Annotated in this window: 23 protein-coding genes; 12 read left to right on the forward strand and 11 right to left on the reverse strand. The window is 53.6% G+C overall.

Going from position 1 to position 22117, the window contains the following annotated elements; all coding sequences use genetic code 11:
- Window positions 1–6: 6 nt before the first annotated feature.
- The 5 genes from HOV93_RS22830 (at window position 7) to HOV93_RS22850 (ending at window position 5067) form a co-directional block, all read left to right on the forward strand.
- Window positions 7–1218 (forward strand): molybdopterin molybdotransferase MoeA, encoded by a 1212-nt coding sequence (locus tag HOV93_RS22830; protein WP_207398866.1) that lies wholly within the window; start codon window positions 7–9, stop codon window positions 1216–1218.
- Between the two features lie 119 nt (window positions 1219–1337).
- Window positions 1338–1781 (forward strand): ester cyclase, encoded by a 444-nt coding sequence (locus HOV93_RS22835; RefSeq protein ID WP_207398867.1) that lies wholly within the window; start codon window positions 1338–1340, stop codon window positions 1779–1781.
- 161 nt (window positions 1782–1942) lie between these two features.
- Window positions 1943–3640, forward strand: a complete 1698-nt coding sequence (gene lnt / locus HOV93_RS22840) for an apolipoprotein N-acyltransferase (protein WP_207398868.1) — start codon at window positions 1943–1945, stop codon at window positions 3638–3640.
- 448 nt (window positions 3641–4088) lie between these two features.
- On the forward strand, window positions 4089–4934 hold the full coding sequence (locus HOV93_RS22845) for a hypothetical protein (protein WP_207398869.1): 846 nt from the start codon (window positions 4089–4091) through the stop codon (window positions 4932–4934).
- A complete protein-coding gene (locus tag HOV93_RS22850) occupies window positions 4912–5067 on the forward strand; it encodes a hypothetical protein (protein ID WP_207398870.1) in 156 nt (51 codons plus the stop codon). Before HOV93_RS22845 ends, HOV93_RS22850 begins: the two co-directional genes overlap by 23 nt.
- 179 nt (window positions 5068–5246) lie before the next feature.
- On the opposite strand, the gene HOV93_RS22855 is transcribed toward HOV93_RS22850, so the two are convergent.
- From HOV93_RS22855 to HOV93_RS22875, 5 genes are all read right to left on the reverse strand, one after another.
- Window positions 5247–5678 carry a hypothetical protein gene (locus tag HOV93_RS22855; protein WP_207398871.1) on the reverse strand — a complete coding sequence of 144 codons (432 nt, stop codon included), beginning with the start codon at window positions 5676–5678 and terminating at the stop codon, window positions 5247–5249.
- A gap of 74 nt (window positions 5679–5752) precedes the next feature.
- Complete coding sequence (locus HOV93_RS22860; protein ID WP_207398872.1) at window positions 5753–6412, reverse strand: response regulator transcription factor; 660 nt, start codon at window positions 6410–6412, stop codon at window positions 5753–5755.
- A 773-nt stretch (window positions 6413–7185) separates the two neighbouring features.
- Window positions 7186–7734, reverse strand: a complete 549-nt coding sequence (locus HOV93_RS22865; protein ID WP_207398873.1) for a hypothetical protein — start codon at window positions 7732–7734, stop codon at window positions 7186–7188.
- Window positions 7731–8438 (reverse strand): hypothetical protein, encoded by a 708-nt coding sequence (locus HOV93_RS22870; protein WP_207398874.1) that lies wholly within the window; start codon window positions 8436–8438, stop codon window positions 7731–7733. The genes HOV93_RS22865 and HOV93_RS22870 overlap by 4 nt, the downstream gene beginning before the upstream one ends.
- A 6-nt stretch (window positions 8439–8444) precedes the next feature.
- A complete protein-coding gene (locus tag HOV93_RS22875; RefSeq protein WP_207398875.1) occupies window positions 8445–8696 on the reverse strand; it encodes a hypothetical protein in 252 nt (83 codons plus the stop codon).
- Window positions 8697–9901: 1205 nt separating this feature from the next.
- On the opposite strand from HOV93_RS22875, the gene HOV93_RS22880 reads away from it, so the two are divergent.
- From HOV93_RS22880 to HOV93_RS22890, 3 genes are all read left to right on the forward strand, one after another.
- Entirely contained in the window at window positions 9902–10363 is a 462-nt protein-coding gene (locus HOV93_RS22880) for a hypothetical protein (RefSeq protein ID WP_207398876.1), read from the forward strand.
- Window positions 10364–10562: 199 nt separating this feature from the next.
- Window positions 10563–11393, forward strand: a complete 831-nt coding sequence (locus HOV93_RS22885; RefSeq protein WP_207398877.1) for a 3-keto-disaccharide hydrolase — start codon at window positions 10563–10565, stop codon at window positions 11391–11393.
- Window positions 11394–11415: 22 nt separating this feature from the next.
- On the forward strand, window positions 11416–12321 hold the full coding sequence (locus HOV93_RS22890) for a diacylglycerol/lipid kinase family protein (protein ID WP_207398878.1): 906 nt from the start codon (window positions 11416–11418) through the stop codon (window positions 12319–12321).
- Between the two features lie 59 nt (window positions 12322–12380).
- Here the strand turns inward: HOV93_RS22890 and HOV93_RS22895 are convergent, their stop codons facing one another.
- Window positions 12381–13115: a carboxylesterase family protein gene (locus HOV93_RS22895; RefSeq protein ID WP_207398879.1), complete on the reverse strand. Its 735-nt coding sequence runs from the start codon at window positions 13113–13115 to the stop codon at window positions 12381–12383.
- A gap of 143 nt (window positions 13116–13258) precedes the next feature.
- On the opposite strand from HOV93_RS22895, the gene HOV93_RS22900 reads away from it, so the two are divergent.
- On the forward strand, window positions 13259–13990 hold the full coding sequence (locus HOV93_RS22900; protein ID WP_207398880.1) for a hypothetical protein: 732 nt from the start codon (window positions 13259–13261) through the stop codon (window positions 13988–13990).
- Window positions 13991–14118: 128 nt separating this feature from the next.
- Here the strand turns inward: HOV93_RS22900 and HOV93_RS22905 are convergent, their stop codons facing one another.
- From HOV93_RS22905 to HOV93_RS22925, 5 genes are all read right to left on the reverse strand, one after another.
- Window positions 14119–14475, reverse strand: coding sequence for an RNA recognition motif domain-containing protein (locus tag HOV93_RS22905; RefSeq protein WP_207398881.1), 357 nt, complete (start codon window positions 14473–14475; stop codon window positions 14119–14121).
- 557 nt (window positions 14476–15032) lie between these two features.
- Window positions 15033–16073: an ABC transporter permease gene (locus HOV93_RS22910; RefSeq protein ID WP_207398882.1), complete on the reverse strand. Its 1041-nt coding sequence runs from the start codon at window positions 16071–16073 to the stop codon at window positions 15033–15035.
- Between the two features lie 2 nt (window positions 16074–16075).
- The gene (locus HOV93_RS22915) at window positions 16076–17023 is read right to left on the reverse strand and encodes an ABC transporter ATP-binding protein (RefSeq protein ID WP_207398883.1); all 948 of its coding nucleotides are present in this window, start codon (window positions 17021–17023) and stop codon (window positions 16076–16078) included.
- A gap of 228 nt (window positions 17024–17251) precedes the next feature.
- Window positions 17252–17653 (reverse strand): carboxypeptidase-like regulatory domain-containing protein, encoded by a 402-nt coding sequence (locus HOV93_RS22920; protein ID WP_207398884.1) that lies wholly within the window; start codon window positions 17651–17653, stop codon window positions 17252–17254.
- A gap of 110 nt (window positions 17654–17763) precedes the next feature.
- Complete coding sequence (locus HOV93_RS22925) at window positions 17764–18786, reverse strand: DUF1559 domain-containing protein (protein ID WP_235990825.1); 1023 nt, start codon at window positions 18784–18786, stop codon at window positions 17764–17766.
- A 451-nt stretch (window positions 18787–19237) separates the two neighbouring features.
- Between HOV93_RS22925 and HOV93_RS22930 the strand changes: the two genes are divergently transcribed.
- The 3 genes from HOV93_RS22930 (at window position 19238) to HOV93_RS22940 (ending at window position 22115) form a co-directional block, all read left to right on the forward strand.
- Entirely contained in the window at window positions 19238–20128 is an 891-nt protein-coding gene (locus tag HOV93_RS22930; RefSeq protein ID WP_390814351.1) for a DUF1559 family PulG-like putative transporter, read from the forward strand.
- A 112-nt stretch (window positions 20129–20240) separates the two neighbouring features.
- A complete protein-coding gene (locus HOV93_RS22935) occupies window positions 20241–20675 on the forward strand; it encodes a carboxypeptidase-like regulatory domain-containing protein (protein WP_235990827.1) in 435 nt (144 codons plus the stop codon).
- A gap of 105 nt (window positions 20676–20780) precedes the next feature.
- Window positions 20781–22115, forward strand: coding sequence for a hemolysin family protein (locus HOV93_RS22940; protein ID WP_207398885.1), 1335 nt, complete (start codon window positions 20781–20783; stop codon window positions 22113–22115).
- Window positions 22116–22117: the final 2 nt, after the last annotated feature.

A 22117-nucleotide genomic window follows, 5' to 3' on the forward strand; every position in this document is an offset into this window, starting at 1 on the left:
TCACCTATGCTATCCGTCACCGAGGCACTCAAAGAAGTTTCTCGCCACGCGTCGCGTCTAACCACGCAAGAGTGCCCCGCGATGGAAGCCATGGGAATGGCCCTTGCAGAAGACCTGATCAGCCCGGTCGAGTCCCCTGCTTTCGATAAAGCCATGATGGATGGCTTCGCTTTAATCGCCGCCGATACCGATTCCGGCAGCGTCAATCTTGAAGTCGTGGACGAGATCACCGCTGGAAAAACGGCCAGCGAAGCCATTGAGCCTGGAAAAGCCGCACGCATCATGACAGGCGCCCCAATGCCGCCGGGTGCCGATTCGGTCGTCATGGTCGAAGACACGCAGATCGACTCTGAGAACGTCAATCGGGTACAGATTCTGCACCAGGTTAAACAAGGTAGTCACGTTCTGAAGCAGGGTGGCCTGCTGACCAAGGGGCAGGTCGTGATTCCCGCCGGTTCGGTGATTCGTCCGGTTGAGGTTGGTATCCTGGCTGATTTGGCCGGAGGAAAAGCAATCGTTCGTCGCCGGCCAACGGTCGCCATCATATCGACAGGTGATGAACTTGTCGGACCCAACATTGAACCGGGGCCCGGGCAAATTCGGAACACCAATGGCCCCATGCTCCAAGCGATGGCGACCGAGTCAGGTGCAATCGTCAAACAGCTGGGCATTGTTCGCGATAACCGAGATGATCTCGCTGCGGCAATCACGGAAGGCCTTCAAGCGGATGTGTTGCTGATTTCTGGTGGAATGTCGGTCGGCGTGAAAGACTTTGGTCCCCAGCTTCTGGCAGAGCAGGGGGTCGAGAAGATCTTCCACAAAGTGCAGCTCAAACCAGGGAAACCACTCTGGTTTGGTCAACAAATAGACACGGACACTCCGACGCTCGTATTTGGTCTGCCAGGCAATCCGGTGAGCAGTCTTGTTTGCTATCACTTATTTGTTCGTAGCGCATTGAACGAACTGATGGGGCGAAGCTACGAGTCTCCGTTCGTACCCGGGTTCCTTCTGACACGCGATTTTTTCAATCCAGGCAATCGCCCGGTCTTCTTTCCTGCGTTTGCCAGCCGCAAAGATGGGGGAGGAGCGACGATTTCTCCACTCAACTGGAAAGGCTCAGCTGATCTAGCCACCTTAGCAAAGGCCAACGCGCTGGCCTATTTCGAAGCAAACAGCCAGTACGAAGCTGGGCAATTCGTATCAGCCGTAATGGTTTAGCCCCCGCCTTTAGGCCGTTGGCCAGCGGTCCAGTCTGGGCTACACTTCTCCGTGATATTCAGAGTACCAGAACTGAGGGTACTCTCGACTTAAAGGGCAATCTAAGGTCGAGGCAACACGTGAGCCAATTGACGAAACTGGCCAGGAATTGGTTTGAGCTGGTATGGAATCAGCGCAGTGATGAAGCCATTTTTGACCTTTCTGCTAAGAACGCTGTCGGATACGCCGAGTCAGATATCCGTTATTTCAGCATGGATACGTTTAAGGAGTTTCGGGATAACGTTCTTGCAGCCATGCCCGATCTTCATATGGAGGTCGAAGCGGTTATCGAACAACCACCCGATGTCGTCGTTCGATGGTTTTTGACCGGAACCCATACCGGAAACGGCTTTGGATTTCCGCCAACTCGTTCACGCGTTACGCTGCGTGGCATGACATGGCTGCGAACCGATGAAGACAACAAGTTTATCGAAGGCTGGGATTGCTGGAACCAAGGAAGGATGCTGCAAATCTTTGTGGGAGCAGCGAAAGGGAATTCTGCCCACAATGATGACCAACAGTAGTAGCAAGTCGACCTAGGACCTGCTCGGGAAACCGCTTAGATTAGAGACTTCCAATTGCCCGGTTTCCTGCGAGTATCCTAGTGCACGCTTCCGAATCTCTACCTGCGACTTCCCTAACCGAAACCCAAGCCTCGCGTACGCTTACGTGGCGTGGAGTCTTGGTGCTTGCCATCGCGAGCTCTCTCTTGCTGGCAGCCGCATTTCCGCCGTTGAATTTCTGGCCATTGGGCTGGATCGCTCCGATTGGTTGGTTGCTGTTAGTCCGTACGCCGGTGCTTCCCAAACGATCGTACTGGATACTTTACTTCTCAGGGTTGTTGTTCTGGCTGACCGTGCTTTTTGGCGTCGGCAATGCGCACTGGGCCACGCGTCTATTCGGCTGGCCGGTGCTTTGTGGTTACCTGGCCTGCTACATTCCTCTGTTTGTCGTCCTCAGCCGATTCATCATTCATCGCACCTTTGTACCGCTGGCGATTGTGGCTCCCATTGTGTGGACAGCCCTGGAATACATTAGGGCTCACTTTGCCACCGGGTTCTCGATCGCCATGCTGGGGCATACCCAGGTCGAAATCTTGTCGTTGGTGCAGATCGCCGAAATCGTGGGTGCTTACGGAGTGAGCTTCGTGATGATCCTGGTGGCCGCTCTGCTTGTTGCGGCAATCTCGACAACATTTACGCGGTCATCTGTCCATCGCAACCCCAGCGTGATTCGTCGAGCAGGTCTCGTTTTAACGGCCCTGACGATCATGACGGGATACTTTTTCTCCGGATACCTACTTCTCGATGCGAACGGTTTGCTTGCGGGCGGATCCCGAGGAGATCATCACGACGAAGAATCTCGCAGCGTACGTATCGGCTTGGTCCAAGGATCGATCGACACCGTTTTCGGCGATCCGACGCAATCTACCCGTACTTTCGAGCAGTACACGGCACTCACCGATCACTTGGTGAAAGCCCATCCTGATCTCGATTTAATCGTCTGGCCGGAAACGACGATGGGAGATCACATGGTTTTCGATCTCGGTAATGACTACGCCCCTCCGGTGAATTTGCCCATCGATGCCGAGGAGCATAAGAAGCGGATTCTCAGCCGAGCCAATGGATTCAACGGCTTTCTGAAAGATCTGGCCGTCAACCGTTGGAAGGCACCCTTGCTTCTAGGCACTTCCACGTTGCGTTACGGCAATCAGAGAATGGATCACTTCAACACGGCCATCCACGTGGGACGCCAAGGAACGATTGTCACGCGGTATGACAAAATGCACCCGGTGATGTTTGGCGAATACGTTCCCTTCGGCGAGTACGTTCCTTTCGTTTACGACTTGCTTCCCATTGGCGGCGGACTCACGCCGGGTCAAACACCGGTCGCGGTCGATGTCGAAGACGTTTCCCTGGTTCCCTGTATCTGCTTCGAGAATACCGTTCCACAATTCGTTGCCGGGCAAGTACGCCAGCTTCACAAGCAGGGGCACGATGTCGATGCCTTAATCACGCTGACCAACGACGGGTGGTTCTGGGGATCTAGCATTTTGGACCTCCATCTCACGTGTGCTCGGTTTCGCGCGATTGAAAACCGCCGACCGATGCTGGTCGCTGCAAATACCGGCATCTCGGCCGTAATCGCCCCGTCGGGGAAGTTAACTCAATATTCACCAGTCCAAAAAACGACGTACCTGGTCGCCGAGATCTACCCGACCGAGCGACCACTGACCCAATACACACGCTACGGAGATTGGTTTGCCGCAGGCTGCCTGGTTCTAGCGATTGTAGGGGCGATCGCTGGGTGGTTTGTGGGAACCAAAAGAGCCAATAACCCCCTGGAAGGTGAACGTAACCAGCAGACGGAGGGGCTTCAATAGCCTATCCCGATGATCGGTTATCCCTAGAAACCGAATGAAGCTCCCCCATCCGACGTACGACTTACAGAAGTCATGCAAATTTCTCAGTCTGAGACCGTCGTAAAGCATTATCGTCGTTTATATTAGATCAGGGGATAGGCGCACTGCGGAACGAGTTCCGGTTATAGAGCCACATTTCCCAGAACCCCCAAACTAATTTGTCCGTTTTGTTGACACTGTTCAAACCCCAGAATTATACTGGCCGTAAATACTCACACATCTTGTCCCTAACTAAACACCCGGTACTCTTCGAGCGCGATCTTGAAGAGACTGCTTTTCGGTTGTTGGATCCGTCAATCTGCATGGACGCGGCTTGCCAAAATCGCATGAAGTTCTTTTGTGCGACTGCAAGCGACGATAAACCGACCTAGGCAAGGCCTTGGCGAAAGCCATTGAAGGAGTCATATCCATGACATTGATCGGAAAGATCTTTACCGTCCTGATTCTCATCATGAGCTTGGTCTTCATGACCGTGGCCATGATGGTGTATGCCACGCACAAAAACTGGCGCGACGTGGTGAAAGGGGATGGTGCTGCTGTTCAGGGAATGGAAAAAACCATTACCGAACAGAAGACAGCCGCAACTAACCTGCAAGGTGAAATCGAAACGCTCAAGACAAAGCTCGAGCAAGAACGAGCCGCTCGCGTTTTCGCATTGGCTGCCTTACAAGCTCGGACCAAGCTGCAAGATGCCGAACTGCAACGTTTGGATCAAGAGAACGAGCGTCTGGTCAAGTCGGAAGCCGACATGAAGATCCTCTTGGAATTGGCCGAAACCAACTCGAAGAATCTCAAGCAGGAAGTCGCTCAATTGCGGGGCGATATCAAGACGGCACAATCCGATCGTGATACCAACTTCCAGGAAGTTGTCATGCTGACCGACAAACTTCAGCAGTACAAAGTTGAACAAGACCGCCTGAAGGAACGCGAACAGCAGTTGGTCAACACGACCGCTCGCATGCAGCGTGTTCTCACGGCACACGGAATGGACCAGTACACACCAGTCGATGGAATTCCACCTAAGCTGGAAGCTGTCGTCACAGCTGTCAATGATAACAACATGGTCGAGATCTCGGTTGGTTCTGACGATGGCATCCGACGAGGCAATACGCTGGACGTATTCCGCGGAGACGCTTATCTCGGTCGCATCATCATTAAAGAAACTGCTCCGGATCGTGCGGTCGGCGAAATCGATCGGGAATTCCGCCGCGGCCTGATTAAGAAGGGTGACTATGTCTCCACAAAGCTCGGATAAGTCTGGACGCAAGTCCAACCTCAGCGTCTACACCATGATGCTGATCCTGTCGTTTATCGCATTGACGACCGGTGCCATCCTACTGTTCATGGAACTCCAGCGCTACGGTAGCTGGCCTCAGTGGAACACTTAGTCAACCTGTGCATATCGACTTCAAAACGCTCAAGCGAAGCCAAACGGCTTCGCTTTTTTTATTGGCTTGAAATAGCCGCTTGGAATCGCGAGAAAGAAGGGTTTCCACGGATGATTCTTCGAGGCGACAAAGGGCCTTCTCCTACTCTCACGATATTCGAACATCGTCTAAACCCGCGGTTAAGACTTCTCTTCGCGAAGCGTCTCGGGATGGACTGCCCCTAGATCGGTGGCCAGGCGTATCGCTTCTCGCTGACTGCTGTAGTAGATTCGCGTCGGCAGAATCATATTGATGTGATACTCAAGATTTACCCGGCGGTCGCTTGCTGAAGTGCTTAAGACGATCCGTTGACGGGCCCGGTGTTCAGGCCCGAGAAGCGTCGACCACCAATTTCCACGCCAGAACGTGAGAGGTTCACGCGCAACTATCCGAGCGTTGGCGACTTCGTAGAATGCAATCGCCTGGGGGACAACGTCTTCGATCTCTGGCACGAAGAATTCGTACCGATCAACAAACCAGGCCAGCGTCGTTCCACGGAAGACCTTACTGTGCAAGTACACCTCGCCCGCACTATCGGTTTGAGGTGAACGATAAGGGTTTTGCGTATCCACGACAGTTCTCTGGCAATATAACTTGAATCTCTCTCAATTATAGAGAGGAGACGAAGTTCATGCCTGGATTGGTACTAACCGTCGTTACGACTGGCCTCTTGGGCCTGAGGAATCTGCGGTGCCGGACTCCATCCGGCATCGAATAGCATGTCGAACAACCGAGCCTTTGAATTGACATTCGTCTTTCGGAAGATGCTCGAACGGCGGAACTGTACAGTCCGCAAACTCAACTGCAATCGATCGGCGATTTCCTGATTCGTCCGACCTAGAAACATCAGTTCGAGGACTTTGGTTTCCTCGCTCGAGAGCTCACGCAATAGCTGATCCGCTTCTTTGCGTTTGATATTTTTCTCGAAGGTCCGCAGATTCTTATCTAAAGCCTGATGAATGGCCTCGATCAGCCGCGTCGTATTACATGGCTTTTGAAACAATTCAAAGGCGCCAAGCTTCATAGCCTGAACGGTTGTCGGCACATCGGCATGGGCGGACAAATAGATCACAATCAGCGGCAAGTTAGCCTGATTGATACGACGATGCACTTCCAAACCCGAAATACCCGGCAAGCGGATATCGAGCACAACACAGCCTGGCTGCGTGGGTTGAACCTGCTCGAGAAAATCTTCGCCAGAGCCGTAGGTATAGGCTGTAAGCCCTACCGACTTTGCAAGCTGCAGGAGAGATTCGCGCGCGGCGGGATCATCGTCGACAAAATGAACAATCGATTCTGAAGTCATGGGATGCAAACTGTCTACACAGGAAAACGGTCATACCTGTTTACCCCTAGTCGTTTTGCTGCCCTTGATTCCGTTCGCGGCCAAGAGGGTGGCATCTCGCTGCCCCGTGAAGTGCCGCACGATGCACGTGCGACATTTTCCAGCGAGAATCTTGGTGGGAACTTATATGGAACGTTAATGCAGTGAACTGGAAAGGAGGATTTTAGAATCGTTCCAACTGATTGCCAGTGTCACTAAAACCTTAACGAATGTTGAATCAGATTCTACTTCCAGTACCTTCATCGGAATACTATCGAGGCACCTCAAATAAAAGCCATCGTATTCGTGTTTTGTGTAGCAAGACTACACAAAACAGGCAACTTCCAGCCTTTGCTGCGCCTCAGCCGCAAAAATCCCAATGTCTTCCCACTGGAGTTTCTGACTCATCGTAAATATAGGTTGCGATTCTACTTCGTACGGATGCTAATGCTTTCTGGGTCGTTTTTTTTCGTGAAACGCTTGTCAAGTTACTTTAGTGCGCGTAGCTGCGCCACTAATACAAGTGCAAAGATGGATAATAAGACGGCGGGATGAATTGCGAATCATCTTATTAATTCTCGCAGAAACTTTCTTGCGCTTCTAAGAAAAAAATGCGGGATGCCGCCCTATTTCCCTAAGCTTTCCCCCCGACAGCTTGCTGTTACAGAGCGTATCGGTAGGTCATTTCTCTGACAAAAAAAGCCCCTGATGCATATGCATCAGGGGCTTTTGATCTTATATCAACAAACAAGTGACTAGCTACCCGGATTCGTTACCTCATCTTCAGGCAAGCGAACCAACATCCACGTTTCTTCGCGTTGGGTACCGTAGTGCACCAGAACCGATGCGGCTTCCTGAGAGAGGTTATAGATACCCGTCTCCATCACCGTGCCGGAACTTTCGCCAATCAGCCAGGCGGCACGTTGCGATTCTGGATCGACTTTACCCCAAACAGGAAGGGACGTGCCCGTCGAGGCGTTGTAATAAGTACCTCCCAATAGGCCCTGCTTGTCGACGGCCAACTGTAGGTAAATGTCTCCTTCGCCTGATTGGGTATCGGTCAACACAAAGACGCCCAGCGGCAACCAATCGTCTGGGTTACCATTGCCTTGAATCGGCGGACGGCTCTGCAGGATCTTGCGACCCTCGTTCGCCAAAGCGATAGCCTCTAGGGCGTACTGCTCTCGCGTAGCGATCGGTTCTTCTTCAACGTAGATGTACTGCGTGTCGTAGACGATCGTCGACCCATAGTCGTAGTAGACCGGATACGAAGGGTAACTACCCCAGAAACTACAGTTGCTCAAACGATAGGGGGAAGCCCACGACCACCAGTAGCCTGGTCGGGGACGATAAGTGTGGAAGTACCAATTACCAAGATATCGGTGATTGGGGTACCAGCGATCATTCCAACCATAGCGAAACCGGTCATGCTTGTGGCGACGAACATCGTGAGCATGGCGATACCAGTTGTCTGGCACGTGGCGCCGGTGGCGATCGTCCCATCGGCCATCCCAGTCACGGTCTTTGTCCCAGTCACCTCGGCGGCCATCTCGGTCACCATCTCGGTTTCCGTCCCGACCACGATCACCCCGGTCGCCGTCGCGATCACGATTCCCATCGCGGTAACGATCTTCGACTCGTGCCAAGCGATCGCGAATTGCATCGTCATCGAGCGTCCCTCGGCGGCCAACTTCATCCAGTCGTTCTCGGAACTGAGGATCGCGGCTCGCTCGATCACGCCAGTCGAAGTTAGGGCGATTGGCGTCACGGCCAGGGCGGTTTGCGCCTGGGCCATCATCCGCATTGGGTCCACGTCCTGGACGATTACGATCGGCTTGATCGCGGTCGCCGGGGCCTGACCCAGGTCGATCTCCATCCGGGCGGTTAGATCCAGGGCGATTCCCAGGCGACGAGTCGCGATCCATGCCGGGTCGACCATCCCGATCTGCTGAACTAGGTCGATCTTGATTACCACGTTCAGGCAAAGTTGGTCGTGTATTGGAATCACCTCGATTCAGATCTCGCAGCCGCTCGCGGATGTCACTGGAATCTCCGGGTCGGAATCGATCACGAAGATCCGAGCCTGGCGTGCGGTTAGGACTTGCATTGGGTCCACGATTAGCACCCGGCTGGCCTGGACGATTGTCGCGATCGAGGTCAGGGCGGTTGGTGCGATTGAAGCTATCTCGACCGTCACGATTCGGCTGCGTCGCCTGGGGGCGATCTGAACCTGGTCGTGAAGTGCTGGGCGTCGCGGAAGGCCCACGATCCCGATCTAAATCGGGACGGTTCGTACGATTAAACATGTCGCGAAGATCTCGGGTTGGCTGCGATGCATCTGGACGTGAACTTGAACCCCGATCTCGATTGACATCTGGCCGATTAGAGGGCTGCCCTCCACTGCCGAACTCACGAAACCAACTCGATCGATCTCGATTGGAATCACTCGACGGACTTCGTGACGGCGTTGCCGGCGAAGACGGACGGGATCGGTCGGATGTCGCCCCGGGTTGTTGTGACGATCGCAACCGGTCTCGTAGGGAGTCTAGCGAAGACGATCCTCGCGTTCGCGACTCAGGGGTGCTGTTCGGGCTACGACCTTGCATGCGACTCGGGGTCGGACTCGGTCGCGAGGATCGATCAAGGATCGAAGGCGTACTTCGCGAGGGAGATGGCGTGGGCGTAGATCGCGACGGCCTTTGAATACTTCGACTACTCGGCGACGGAGAGCGGCTTCGCGAAGAGGACTCGGCAGACGGCGATCGACTGCTGCGACTACGATTAGCACTGGGCGTTGGGCGCGACCGGTTTGCACTTGCGCTTTTACCCTTGTCAGAACCACGCGAACTGCCTCGGCTCTTATCTTGAGCCTGACCCAGTTCGGGAAGTCCGATCAGGCAGATCATCAGACCTGCCAGCCAGACGGAACGCGTAAACATAGTAGAACTCCTTGGGTTATTCTCGACCACAACCGGACACGAGCGAGTCTAAGTGATGAAGCTCAATTAGCTCGTCATCGGGATGCGAAATGCCGTTTACATACGGGCACTGCGTTCCGGCCGCTGGGACTAATGACGAAACGGATCGTTCAGATTGATAGTGCAGCCAGCATGCCAGTGAGTAGGTTATTCGACCTGAAACCCTAAAGCTCATAGCAAACAGCGGTTATAACGATTACTCCGGCTGCACGCAGAGACGTCACCAAAAGACTTGCGGTCATTTTGATAACAATTGTTTCATTATGACTTTGGATCGGGGAAAATGCTGCTCTGGATCGAAACCCTTGAATTCCAGTGATCAACCTGACGGGTGTGCGACCAACCGTGTCCTAAACTTGTGCAGAATTCTTGTCGGTTGAGATATTGGCATCGGGTTTGCCTTGTCTCTAACACGACCCGAGGAACAATGCTTGAGGTGTTGTTCTTAACTACCAAAACAAAACGAATTATCCATATTCAAGAGGGATCCAACATGTTCAAGCACGTTCTGATTGTCGGCGCAGTTGCGCTGGCACCACTGTTTGCTGTCAAAACCGTCGAGGCTCAAGCCTACACCACGACCACCGTAGCCCCGCCTACTGCGGTTGGCTACATCCCGGTCCGCCGGGGGCTATTTGGATTGCGGTCCGAACTTCAGCCCGTTTTTGTGCCTGGGGCGGCAACGACTGTTGTGAATCGCCCGGTGGTCACGACAAATTATGCTCCGACAACCAGCTACTACGCTCCGACCACGTCGTATTATCAGCCGGAAGTCACTACGGCTTACTATGCCCCTCCGGCAACCACCACCTACTACGCACCAACGCCGCAGGTGGTTCCCGCGGCATCGACTTATCCCGCTCCGACGACGGTAAACTATTACCCCAAAACCTACTGGTATAGTACGCAAGCTCCCGTCCCACGTAGTGTCGGAATGCCGATCATTGGCTATTAGTCCTATTGCCAGCACTTAAAAGATGAAACTTCCCGCCATTAGTTGGTGGGGAGTTTTTCCTTGGGAATGCTGGTGGAGACTTTAGACCCGACTGACTGTGGATTAAACTGAGAGAATCTCTTTACGACGCCCCAAGTCGAACGTTCTCCGAAATTCACCCCGCTGACCGGCGGTTCGATTTTACCAACGAGGTTCCCCCATGAGTTTGCATCGGTCTTTTTCCCTTTCGTTACTGCTGGTTCTGACATGCGTGGTCGCGATTCAAGCAGAAGACAAGCAAGCAACCGAATCAAAAGGGGAATGGATTCAGCTTTTTAACGGGAAAGACCTGACCGGCTGGATTCCCAAAGTCCGGTACCACGAAGCAGGCGAAAACCCTGGCAACACGTTTCGAGTAGAAGATGGCCTGTTAACGGTCTCGTATGATGACGGCTACGAAGACGGCTTTAACGAAACGTTCGGTCACCTGTTCTACGAAAAGCCATTTAGCAACTATCGCCTGCGGATCGAATACCGTTTCGTTGGCGACCAATGCAAAGACGGTCCAGGCTGGGCCTTCCGCAACAGTGGTGTGATGATTCATGGAGAATCACCACAAGACATGACTAAAGACCAAAACTTCCCAGCGTCCATCGAAGTGCAACTGCTAGGCGGCAAAGAAGCGGGGAATCGTACTACGGCTAATCTGTGCACGCCAGGCACTCATGTAGAAATGGATGGCAAGCTGTTTAAACCGCATTGCGTTAGCAGCAGGTCAGAGACCTACCGGGGCGACCGCTGGGTAACCTGCGAGATTGAAGTTCACGGCAGCGGGACGATCAAACACATCATGGATGGCGATGTTGTCCTGGAATACGAAAAGTCGCAACTCGATCCCGGCAACGGAGCCATTTCAGAACCCGATCACACGAAGATGTTAATTGAAAAAAATGGTGGCGACGCTATGCTTTCCGGTGGAACGATTTCTCTTCAATCGGAAAGCCACCCAGTTCAGTTCCGCAAAGTAGAAATTATGTTGCTGGACGAGTAATCGCCCGGAGTCAATGGATTGCATGAAAATCTGCACGCTCTTCAATGGTCGATCTGGCGGAGCCCAAGCGATCGGCCCGCAAGTCAAAAAGCTCGCAGAACGTGCGGGACATTGTTGGATTCCAATCGATCAACTCCAATCCAACGAGGAGTTGATCGAGGTCGTTAAGGTGGAAAGACCTGACAGAGTCATCCTTGTTGGGGGTGACGGTACGATTTCTCGCTCGCTGGGCATTCTTTCTTTTCCCAGTGATCTTCAGTTCGGTATTGTTCCGACCGGCACCGGCAACGACTTGGCTCGTTCGCTGGATATTCCTTTGGCTAATGTCGAAGCAGCTTGGGATCTTGCCATCAGTGGCCAGGCGCATGCCATGGACATTCTGGAAACTTCCGTCGACGAGCCTAAGCTTCTGATGAATGCTGTGACCGCAGGCATCGGGGGTGTGGTCGCTGAAGAAATTCAATCCGAGACGAAACAAACGTACGGAGCACTCGCTTACTGGATGTCGGCGTTCTCGGTACTTTCTGATCCTCCCGTCTTTCGCGTTCGAATGAAATTAGATCAGCGGGAAGTGATTGAAGAAGAGGTCTATGCGTTTTGCGTGGCCAATGGGCGATGTGCCGGCGGAGGCTTTGTCATCGCCCCCAATGCCCAGTTGAACGACGGCAAAATCCATGTGACCATCTTGCCAGCACTTTCCACGGCGGAGCTCTTCGAGTCGGGAGTGAACTTCGTGCTGACCAACGAAGATGTCGAACAAAGAATTGTCACCTACGAAGCCAAGGAAGTAGAGTTCGAGGCTTCGCCGGATGTTCCTTGCAGCCTGGATGGAGAAAACGCGACCTTCGCTGCGATGAAGTTCCGCATCGTACCGGCTGCCAGAATGGTTGTCGGGGGCCCCAACGCCGCATTTGGTGGAAGCGTTTGATCCTACCAAGAGCGACCGACGCATGTGCTTCGGTCGCCCCACTAGGATGATTCCCGAGACTACTCTTGGTCCGCTTGTAACTCGTGAGACAACAGCCAGTCGTACAGCTGTTCGTTGTCGTACGTTTCGGTCCAGCTATCATGATGGGCTTCCGGGTAGATCGTGAACTTAGCCGCGTTCCCCTTTTCCTTCAGCAGCTTAACCATCTCTTCCGAGTTCGAGATCTTCACGGCCGTGTCTTTCGCGCCATGAAATACCCAGATTGGTAAGTGAGCAATTTTATCGACCACGCTCACGTCGGATGGTCCGCAGATCGGAGCGATGGCGGCAACCTCGTTTGGCATCGCGCCGGCGACTTGCCAGGTTCCGCGGCCTCCCATACTCAGACCGGTTACGTAAACACGATTCTTATCGACGTTGTGGATTTGCATGATGTGCTTCACCAGCGCCACCACATCTTCGGTCACCCACCATGTATCCTTGGGACACTGAGGCGAGACCACGATGAAGGGAAACTCTTTCCCTTTTTCAATCAGCTTCGGTGGTCCATGCTTTCTGACAAGTGACAGATCGTCTCCCCGTTCGCCGGCGCCATGCAGAAACAAAACCAGAGGCCACTTCGGTTGCTGCTCATATCCCTTGGGAAGGTAAAGCAGGAAGTCCATTTCCTTCCCATCCGGGAGGTCGAATGACTCTTCCGACTGGGTCGCCGGTTTTTCCTCGGCGGCTTGTAGACCGACCGTAAACGGAAACAATAGCAGCAGAGATAGGCAAAATACTCGTGATAATTTCATGGGAAGACCTCGTAAATTGAAGGGGATCGTGCCTCTATTCTAGTTCGTGATCCGTCTGGATGACTACCTACCAGAGAAAGCTTTGCTCGATTGGTAGGCGATTGGTAAAACGAAGGGGTTGAGCCTCTCTTCCAGGTAGAAATATGTCGGATACCTATTCCATTTTGCGCGAAGCCGATTGTCGCATAGATCTCGATCGTGCAGCCGAGATCATGGGGCCGCATCTTGGTTTAGCTAAAGCTGATACGGTCCAAGTGCTGCACGATCGTCCTGGTGTTCTGGCCAAGATGGTCCCTTACGATGCGGCGAGAGATATGGCCAAGGCGCTCATTCTCGATGGCATGCCTTGTCGCGTCGTTCATGACGATCATCTCGTTCGTATTCCGTCTCCTCCACGCGAAGCAGTCCGAGGCATGGAATTTTCTGACGAGCAACTGGTTTTTCGTTCCGTCGAATGGGAAGGGTACCTTCGCTGGGATAACATCCGACTACTGGATATCGTGCAAGACGTGGCCGAAAAGGTGGAGTTCGTCACTATCGAAGAAAGCGATGGGGAAAGCCATTCCCACCGAACCGAACGAAAATCGAGATTCGACGTGAGCGTCTTCCTCGAAATCGTGTGCTCTGATCCGGTTCTCCGGATGCGTATCGATCGTAATCAGTTTCGCTACAAGTCGACTGGTTTGAAAATGCATACCAATCGAGAGATGAACTTTCGTGCCCTCTGTATCGCGATCCATATGCGGAGCCCCGACGCGCTCATCGGTCCTGGTTTCGCGTGGTTGTCCAAGGGAAACAACACCCATCATCAAAACGGTAACACCCTGAAGAAGTTCGAAAACTTCGCTACCTGGCTCCTAACCGTCGAGGCCTGAACGGTCATGCGGCGGGAAATTAGTTACGACACGAACCAGCGCAGAATAAATCTCCGGCACGCATGGACCATAAAAAAGCAGCCCGAGAGAAAACCTCTCGGGCTGCTTCATTGATTTGAAGCCTTAGCTTAGCGACCGCCACGGTATCCGCCGCGATCTCCACCTCGATCGCCGCCCCGGCCACCGCCGCCGCCACGATAACCACCCCCACCGCCTCCGCCGCCACCAGGACGACCTTCACGTTCGCGTGCTTCGTTGACGACCAACTGACGACCTTCACAGTCGAAGCCGTTCAACGCATCGATGGCAGCCGTTGCATCTTGATCGTTGTCCATTTCGACGAAACCGAAACCGCGCGAACGGCCTGTTTCACGATCGGAAATAACGCTCACGTACGCGACGGGACCGTACTCACCGAAAAGATTTTCTAAGTCAGTACCGGTAAAGTTGTAAGGGAGATTCCCTACGTACAATTTCTTCTTCACGGATCTAAACCTACTAGCAAGAAAGACATAAAATCGGAAATGACCGATTCGCTCGATCGGGCGTCGCACGCTCGCCCATGGGCTCGGTGCGCCTTTCACATCATCTATGCAGTGGCGTCGGGCCCACCGCGTCTTTCTGTCGCCAAAATCGTCAACTAGTAGGTGGTTCGAGCGATGCCAACAGGCATCCGAACAAGCGGACGAACTCAGGCAAGAAAGCCCTATCCGCCATTACGTCTCTCAGAAAACACATCCAACAGGTCGATCATTGCAGGCAGACTGACAGCCATGCTTAGATTCAAGTTTGAATGTAGCGATCCTCGAGAATCGTAGTCAATGGGAAAAGGTATTGTTTGCTTGAATCTGTCAAAATTTCACTCTTGCGTCATGTTTACCAGCGATGGGTACCGGTACGCAGACCAAGAGCAGGAAGCCAATAGCCCTGGAAATCACGTCTCGATCGCAGGCACCTCCCTTAACCAACCGCTGAGCTAAGTAAGGGAAATCGCCGTCTGCAGGCCGCATCGAAACGTCATCCTGTGGCTTGCTGAGTCTCATCAATGCCAGCGGAAATACTTCAAGGCAACCACGAACGAAACGACTCCCCAAAGAACCAAGACAATCGTTTCGTGTGCTAACGAAAACAGGCTCGTCCCTTCGAGCATTACCCCTCGCAGGGCATCGTTCAGAGCCGTCAGCGGCAACAGTCGGATGGCCGGCTGCAGGAACTCGGGGAAACGCTCGCGGCTGAAGAAGATGCCAGATAACACCCACATCGGCAGCATGACCAAATTCATCAGTCCAGATACCGTCTCAAGGGTTTTAGCACGACAAGCAATCAGCAGCCCCAGTCCGGCAAAGCTGACCGCGCCCAGCAGAATAAAGAACACCACGGTGAGAGGGTTGCCGGCGATCTGCACACCAAATACCAGCCAGGCAAATACCAACAGCAGCAGAACCTCCGGAACCATAAAAATCAAACGGCTAATCATTAACGAGGCCAGGAAGTCGGTCTTTCGCATGGGGGTGGCTAAGAACCGCTTCAGCAGTTTCCTTAGCCGCATGTCGACCACGACAAAGCCAAGCCCCCACAAACCGCCACCCATCAACCCCATGCCAAGCAAACCTGGCACCAGGAAGTCGATGTAACGTCCGCCAGGGGCATCAAGCTCAGTCGAGCTAACCTCTGCCGCGTCGATTCGACCGGAAGCCGTTTGTAGGACCAGGTCGACTTCGTTTCGCGCCAGTTGGCTTTCCGGCCGCGTGGGGACCAACAAGTAGTCGAACTGCTTCGTGCCGCTGGCCGTAACCACCAGATCGGTTCGCCCTGTCCGAAGACGTTCTTTCGCGGCCGCTTCTTCGTTGTCCCCCAAAACGAAACGCTTGTCCGCTTCAAGTGCCGTGCGCGCTACTTCAGCTTGCGGACCGATCACTTCCACTCGAAATGTCTGCTCAGGCTGTTCGCGAAAGGCCACACCCAGCGCGACCGTCATCAAAATAGGAAATCCATACACCCAGAAAACGGCTTCCGGCTCGCGGTAAAACTCTTTCAGGCGGGCAACAACCAAATGCGTCAGTGGACGGATCGACCAGGCCATGACTATTCTCCTCCATCCCGCAAGTGACGACCGGTGAGCGTGACGAAAACATCTTCCAGGCTGGCCTGACGTGTTGTCAGTTGGGCCAGTTCCGCTTGGTCGGCTCGCAGCTTATCCATTACCGCCGGCAGCGCGGCGTGCAGTTCCTCGACATGCAGTACAATTGTTCCGGCGTCGAAAAAGGTCGATTGCACGCCAGGAAGCGGCCCGAACGATTCGTGCGTAAGCTCTCGGCTGTCTTCTTTCAGACGGAATTCGATGACCTGATCGCCGCCGAGACGAGTAATCAGATCGCGCGGCGAACCCAATGCAATAACCTTTCCGTGGTCGACCACCGCCACGCGATCGCACAGACGTTCGGCTTCGTCCATGTAGTGCGTGGTAAGCATAATCGTGCGGCCACCATCTCGCAGATTACGAACGACGTCCCAAAGCTGCCGGCGCGATTGCGGATCGAGCCCGGTCGTCGGTTCGTCGAGAAAGACCAACAGCGGGTCACCCACCAAAGCACACGCCACCGCGAGTCGCTGTTTCTGGCCGCCCGAAAGATTATTGATCCGGGCACTCGATTTTTCATTCAACGAGACAAGCCCTAAAGCTTCGTCCGGCGAGATGCCTTGGTTGTAGAAACTGCGAAAGAGAACGATCGTTTCGTGAACGGTCAACTTGTCGCTCAGGCGTGTCTCTTGCAGCGAGATACCTATCCGCTGACGAATCTCTTCTTCTCCGCTTCCACCCCAGTGTTTGCCAAGTACTTCGACTTCGCCACTGGTCGGGGATAATAGTCCCTCGAGAATCTCGATGGTGGTCGTCTTACCAGCCCCATTGGGCCCCAACAGCCCGAAACATTCGCCCGGATGAACTTCAAGATCGAGTCCTCGCACGGCTTCCACCGGCGGCTTGCCAGGATAGGTCTTAACGAGGTCCTGGCAACGTATCGTAGGAGGCATCAACCGACCTTGATGGAGTGAGAATACGAGTAGAACGTTTTTGCCACCGTATCGTTCTAAACGGGAACAAACTCGCAGAATAGCAGGGCCTGGTTCCCAAGCCCTTTAAGACACCCGATCGCACAAAAGGTTCATTCTTAACTTGCGAGCAATCGATAAAAAAAGGCGACCAGCAACAAATCATTGTGCTGGTCGCCCTAGTTTAGGTTCAGGTCGCTGAAGAAGGAATTACGGGTATTCGAGATCGATGGTGTTGCTGCCGGAGGTAACGTCGACCTCGCGAGTCATCTCGCTAACTTCCTTGGGCACCGAAGTTTTCGGTTTCATCAGGTTCGTGTTGCTATCGTCGAGAGCTTGATTTCCGCTAACCTTGACTTCGTGTTTACCGACTTGGGCTCCCATTTGAGTTGAACTGTAAATCAACTCGTAGTTACCGCTACCGTCTGTGGTACCGCTGGAACCGCGGCCTCCTTCGGCCGGAGTGAATTCAACGACCACGTCAGGAGCCGGTTTTCCCTGGATCGTGACCGTCCCTGAGACGCTTCCCACAGGGGGGCCGTTGTGACCGCCTCCACAGCCGAGCACCATGGCAATAGCGGCAAGCAGGGACAGACCTAGTGCGCACTTCATTTCCGTTTCCTTAAGGGGTGTTAAAGTCTAAGACCACGCCGCCAGGAGGACAGTGCCTCCTGGGCGATCGTGAGTCGAAGATCTGCTGCGAATGAGACCACGATGGTGTGTTAGTAAGACCCGATCGGCTGACCGTCGTTACGCGCCAGCAACTTCTCGAACGTACTGTTGTTGAACGCTCCGCCGGAACCAGATGCGGTGGGTGTATGGTCGATCGTTTCGGGAAGGAACCGGACCGAACCATCGCACAGCCCAAACATCGCACCACCAGGGTGACGGCTGGAGAAACCGTATTTGCATTCGTTGTTTGCGAAATTGATGCGGACCGCACCACCTCCGAGCACATGGCGAATCGTCAATTGTTCGTTGTTGTGTGCCGTTCCGATGGCGACGCCGGCATCGCAGACAAATTCTCCGCCAGCCGGATTGTTCAAACGCCAGCTGCGTTCTCCGATGGCGATCGTATTCGATGTCCCATCGGTGATGTCACGCATTCCCATTCGCGAGTTTCGCCAAAAGATCCCAGTCGGAGCCTGGTTTACACCAGGAGCTGTCCAACCGCCTGCTTCACCGTTGCTGTACCCGGTAAGCCGTCCGCCTGAGTGCCATTTGTGGCTCGTGTTGTTACCAATGTAATTGCTTGTCGCAACCGATTCGTCCCCTGACGACTTCTTCAATTTATGCCCCGTGTTCGGGTTGGGTGCGGTATCGGAGGGGCATTGGAATGCCTGGACCGGCTGCTGCATCAATGTGACCAGGGCGGGCGTGTCGAGCGCATCGGTCAGGGACTGGGATCCCACGCTTAGAGAGTCAGCAAGAGCGTTCTGTTCAATGAAAGGAAGAATCTGAGCGCCCCAACCCCACGACGATCCGGCGCCGTTGTAGTCGAGGGTGCTGCCGCTTAGGTCTTGCAGCAAATAACCGGGCGGAAAGTTTCCGTAGGTATCGTGGTAGTTGTGCAGCGCGATACCAAACTGTTTCAAATTGTTGCTGCATTGCATTCGACGAGCAGCTTCGCGGGCCTGTTGCACCGCCGGCAATAGCAAGGCGATCAGCACACCAATGATGGCAATGACAACCAGCAACTCGACGAGGGTAAACCCACGCCGATGATCCTTACGGAACGACATCATATGACTCCTGAAAAGTGTGGAAAAGAACGTGATTGGATAAGGAAGTGCTCTCACATCGAGTGAGCAGTTTTTCGTGAGCTGAGACAGATGGAAAAGTGAAGCATTCGGCTTGATTGTGCCCCCAATCACCAGGCTTCTGACACAGGATTGTTCGCCAGAAGATTCAGTGTATTAGATAGCCTAGCTAATTAATATGTAAAATCGGACATTTTTTGTGCACCATAAGACGCTTAGCTGTTTAGTGGGTTTTTAAGATTATCGTCCTTAAACGACATTTATTGGTGCATTATGCACACCTAACAGAAATTCTCTCAGTTTTTATAAGTTTGCTGACTGCTTCGCAGTCCCTGCCTATCTTGGGGTGTATTGAACGCCTCTTTCTTACTTTCTCTTCTCTTTCGAGGACACAAAGCATGTCAACTTCTCGATCCACCAAGGCTGCTTTACGCTCGTGGAATTACTCGTGGTGATTGCGATCATTGGTGTTTTGATCGCCTTATTACTGCCAGCGGTACAACAGGCCCGTGAAGCGGCCCGCCGGATGCAGTGCAGTAACAATCTCAAACAGATTGGACTAGGTCTGCATAACTATCACGACACGTTCCAGACCCTTCCGCCCATGGTGATATCGCCGGTTGGTGATGCGGACGACAATGGTAACGGAGCGGACGAAGTCGAAGGTTGGGGCTGGGCCGCGTTTATTCTGCCGTTCATCGAGCAAGGAGCGTTGCATGAACAAGCAGGCATCACCCAAGGAAACCTGCTAGAGAACGAGCTAACCGATACGATGTTGGTTCCGGTCGACGCCTATCGTTGTCCTTCCGATACTGGTAAGCCAGTTGGCGACGCGGCCCAGCGTTTCCTCAAGGGGGGCGGAATGAACTACGCCGTCTATAATCACTCGCGCTCAGGCAACCTCAACGGTGGCGACGCTGGATTTTACCGTCATAGTGGGCGTAATTTCCGTGACGTTGTTGATGGCCTGAGCAATACGCTAGCCGTTGGAGAAAGCTGCTCAAAGCTCAACGGACAAACGATGAGCTTGAAGTCGTGGGCAGGCTGTCAACAAAGTTTGGGTGGCAACTGTATCGACGAAGTCGCTATCTCGGGTCGTTGGCCCATCAACGACAGCACCGGCTCAACCGATCAGAAAGGGGAAACGCTTAGCAGCCTGCACCCAGGTGGGGCGATGGTTCTCATGTTTGATGGTAGCGTTCGCTTCCTGTCTGAAAACATTGAATTCATTCGCACGGCCTCGCCTGCCAATAACACCAGCAACATCGATAGTCTCTACGAGTACCTAATCTGCGTCGATGACAACAATCCAATCGGCGACTTCTAAATCACCCGCTGGCTCAGTTTCTATCCTAGCCGGATGCCCAAATACGTGAGGGCCTCCGGCAACTCGAATTTTCCATAACCCACCGTACGTCCATAGAGAAGGAACGAACGACATGCAACGGCCATTGGTCTATCATAATCGTCTTGGATTTTGGTTCATTTTAATGGGCGCTGTTTGGTGCAGCGGCTGCTCTTCAGCGAAACCCAGTGATCAACCCGACTTGGGCGAAGTGTCCGGCACCGTGACCCTCGACGGAAATCCCCTCTCGGATGCAACCGTTTCATTTCAGTCGGTTGAGCTGGGAAGAATGGCCTCGGGCAAAACCGATGCCCAGGGACACTACGAGTTGATTCTTCTCAACGACACCAAAGGGGCTGTGGTAGGAGCTAACAAGGTCTTTATTACAACGGCGCAGCCGGGCGACGATGCCAATCCGGGAAGTGCCAAACGGGAAACCTTGCCCAAGAAGTACCACGAAAAGTCGGAATTAACTGCGGACGTGAAGGCCGAGCCGAATGAGTTTAACTTCGATCTTAATTCCAAATAAAGCAGTCCCGCCTTCCCTTTTTCGTTCCCCACGGTTTTCTCTGCCCAAGAACAATGCGAAAGTGAAGTTGTAGAGATCGAAGTGATCACTTCGGCGAAATGACGGATGCTAAGCGTTAAGTTGAAACCAATGGGAACGTTCGAACTGCTGATAATCGCGTTGATGATCGCGTTCAACAGTGTCTTTGCGGCGTATGAGATTGCTCTCGCGTCGATCGGACTAGGAAGACTGCACGCGTTAGTCGATGAGAAGCGGCACGGGGCGGCGGCCGCTTTGCGCATGAAGGAAAACATGGAGGCCAGCCTGGCCGTTGTGCAGCTGGGTATCACGTTGGTGGCCGCCGTAGCCGCGGCCACCGGCGGAGCAGGGGCGGCCGAGAAGGTCGAGCCCATGCTGATCGAGGCCGGCTTCTCCGGAACCATTGCCGCGCTGCTGGCCATTACCTTGGTCGTCGCGCCGTTGACCATGATTACCATCTTGTTTGGCGAATTGGTTCCCAAGGTCTTCGCGCTGAAGAACAAAGAATGGATCTGCTTAAAACTCTCGCCGCCGATGGAATGGTTTTCTTACGCGGTTTGGCCAGCCGTCTGGTTCTTTGAAAGGTCCGTCACCGGCATTGTCTCGCTTTTCGGCAAAGGTCAAAGCAGTGAAGGAAATGTCTCGGAAGCGGCCATTCGCGAACTACGCGGTGCGGCGTCACTCGCGCGCATCAGTAAGTTGATCGGTCGCCGCGAAGAAGGGATCATCGTCAGCGCGTCCAGGCTTTCAGCCACACCGCTATCCGATATTATGCTACCAACCGAATACGTAGGCATGCTTCCTGCAGACGAAACCATGGAGAATGCATTGCAGCTGGCCTATCAAACGATGCACACGCGGTATCCGGTCACGCTGCAACCAGGCAGTCCGCAGCAAATTACGGGATACGTCAATTTGAAAGATATCGTGGCCGAAGAAACCAACGGCAACGCGAACCAAAAGGTGAGTACGTTGACCCGACCAATCATTTCGTTCACGGCGAAAGCTTCGGTTTCTGAATGTCTCGAGCGGCTGATGCGCGAACGTCAGCATATCGCCTTAGTTCGCGAGGACGATCGTGTCGTCGGGATCGTGACGCTGGAAGATATCGTCGAAGAGATCATCGGCGAAATCCACGACGAGTTCGATCGCCTGCCGACTTACGTTCGTCGCAGTGGCGATGGTTGGATTGCCGGTGGATTCGCCTCGCTACATCACCTGCAACATGTTTCTGGGCTAACGCTCAAGCCTGTCAGCGAAAAGCCGGTGCTGAATGTGAACGACTGGATTTTAGAACATCTCACCGATCCACCGACCCATGGTATGACCTTTCAGGACGAAAACCGGCGGGTGGTGGTTCGTAAGACAAAAGGGGCGCTCGTCCGTGAAGCGTTTATCTATTCGCTTCCTGAAGAAAACTGAAC

The organism is Bremerella alba (assembly GCF_013618625.1).
In the GTDB taxonomy this organism is placed as follows: Bacteria; Planctomycetota; Planctomycetia; order Pirellulales; family Pirellulaceae; genus Bremerella; species Bremerella alba.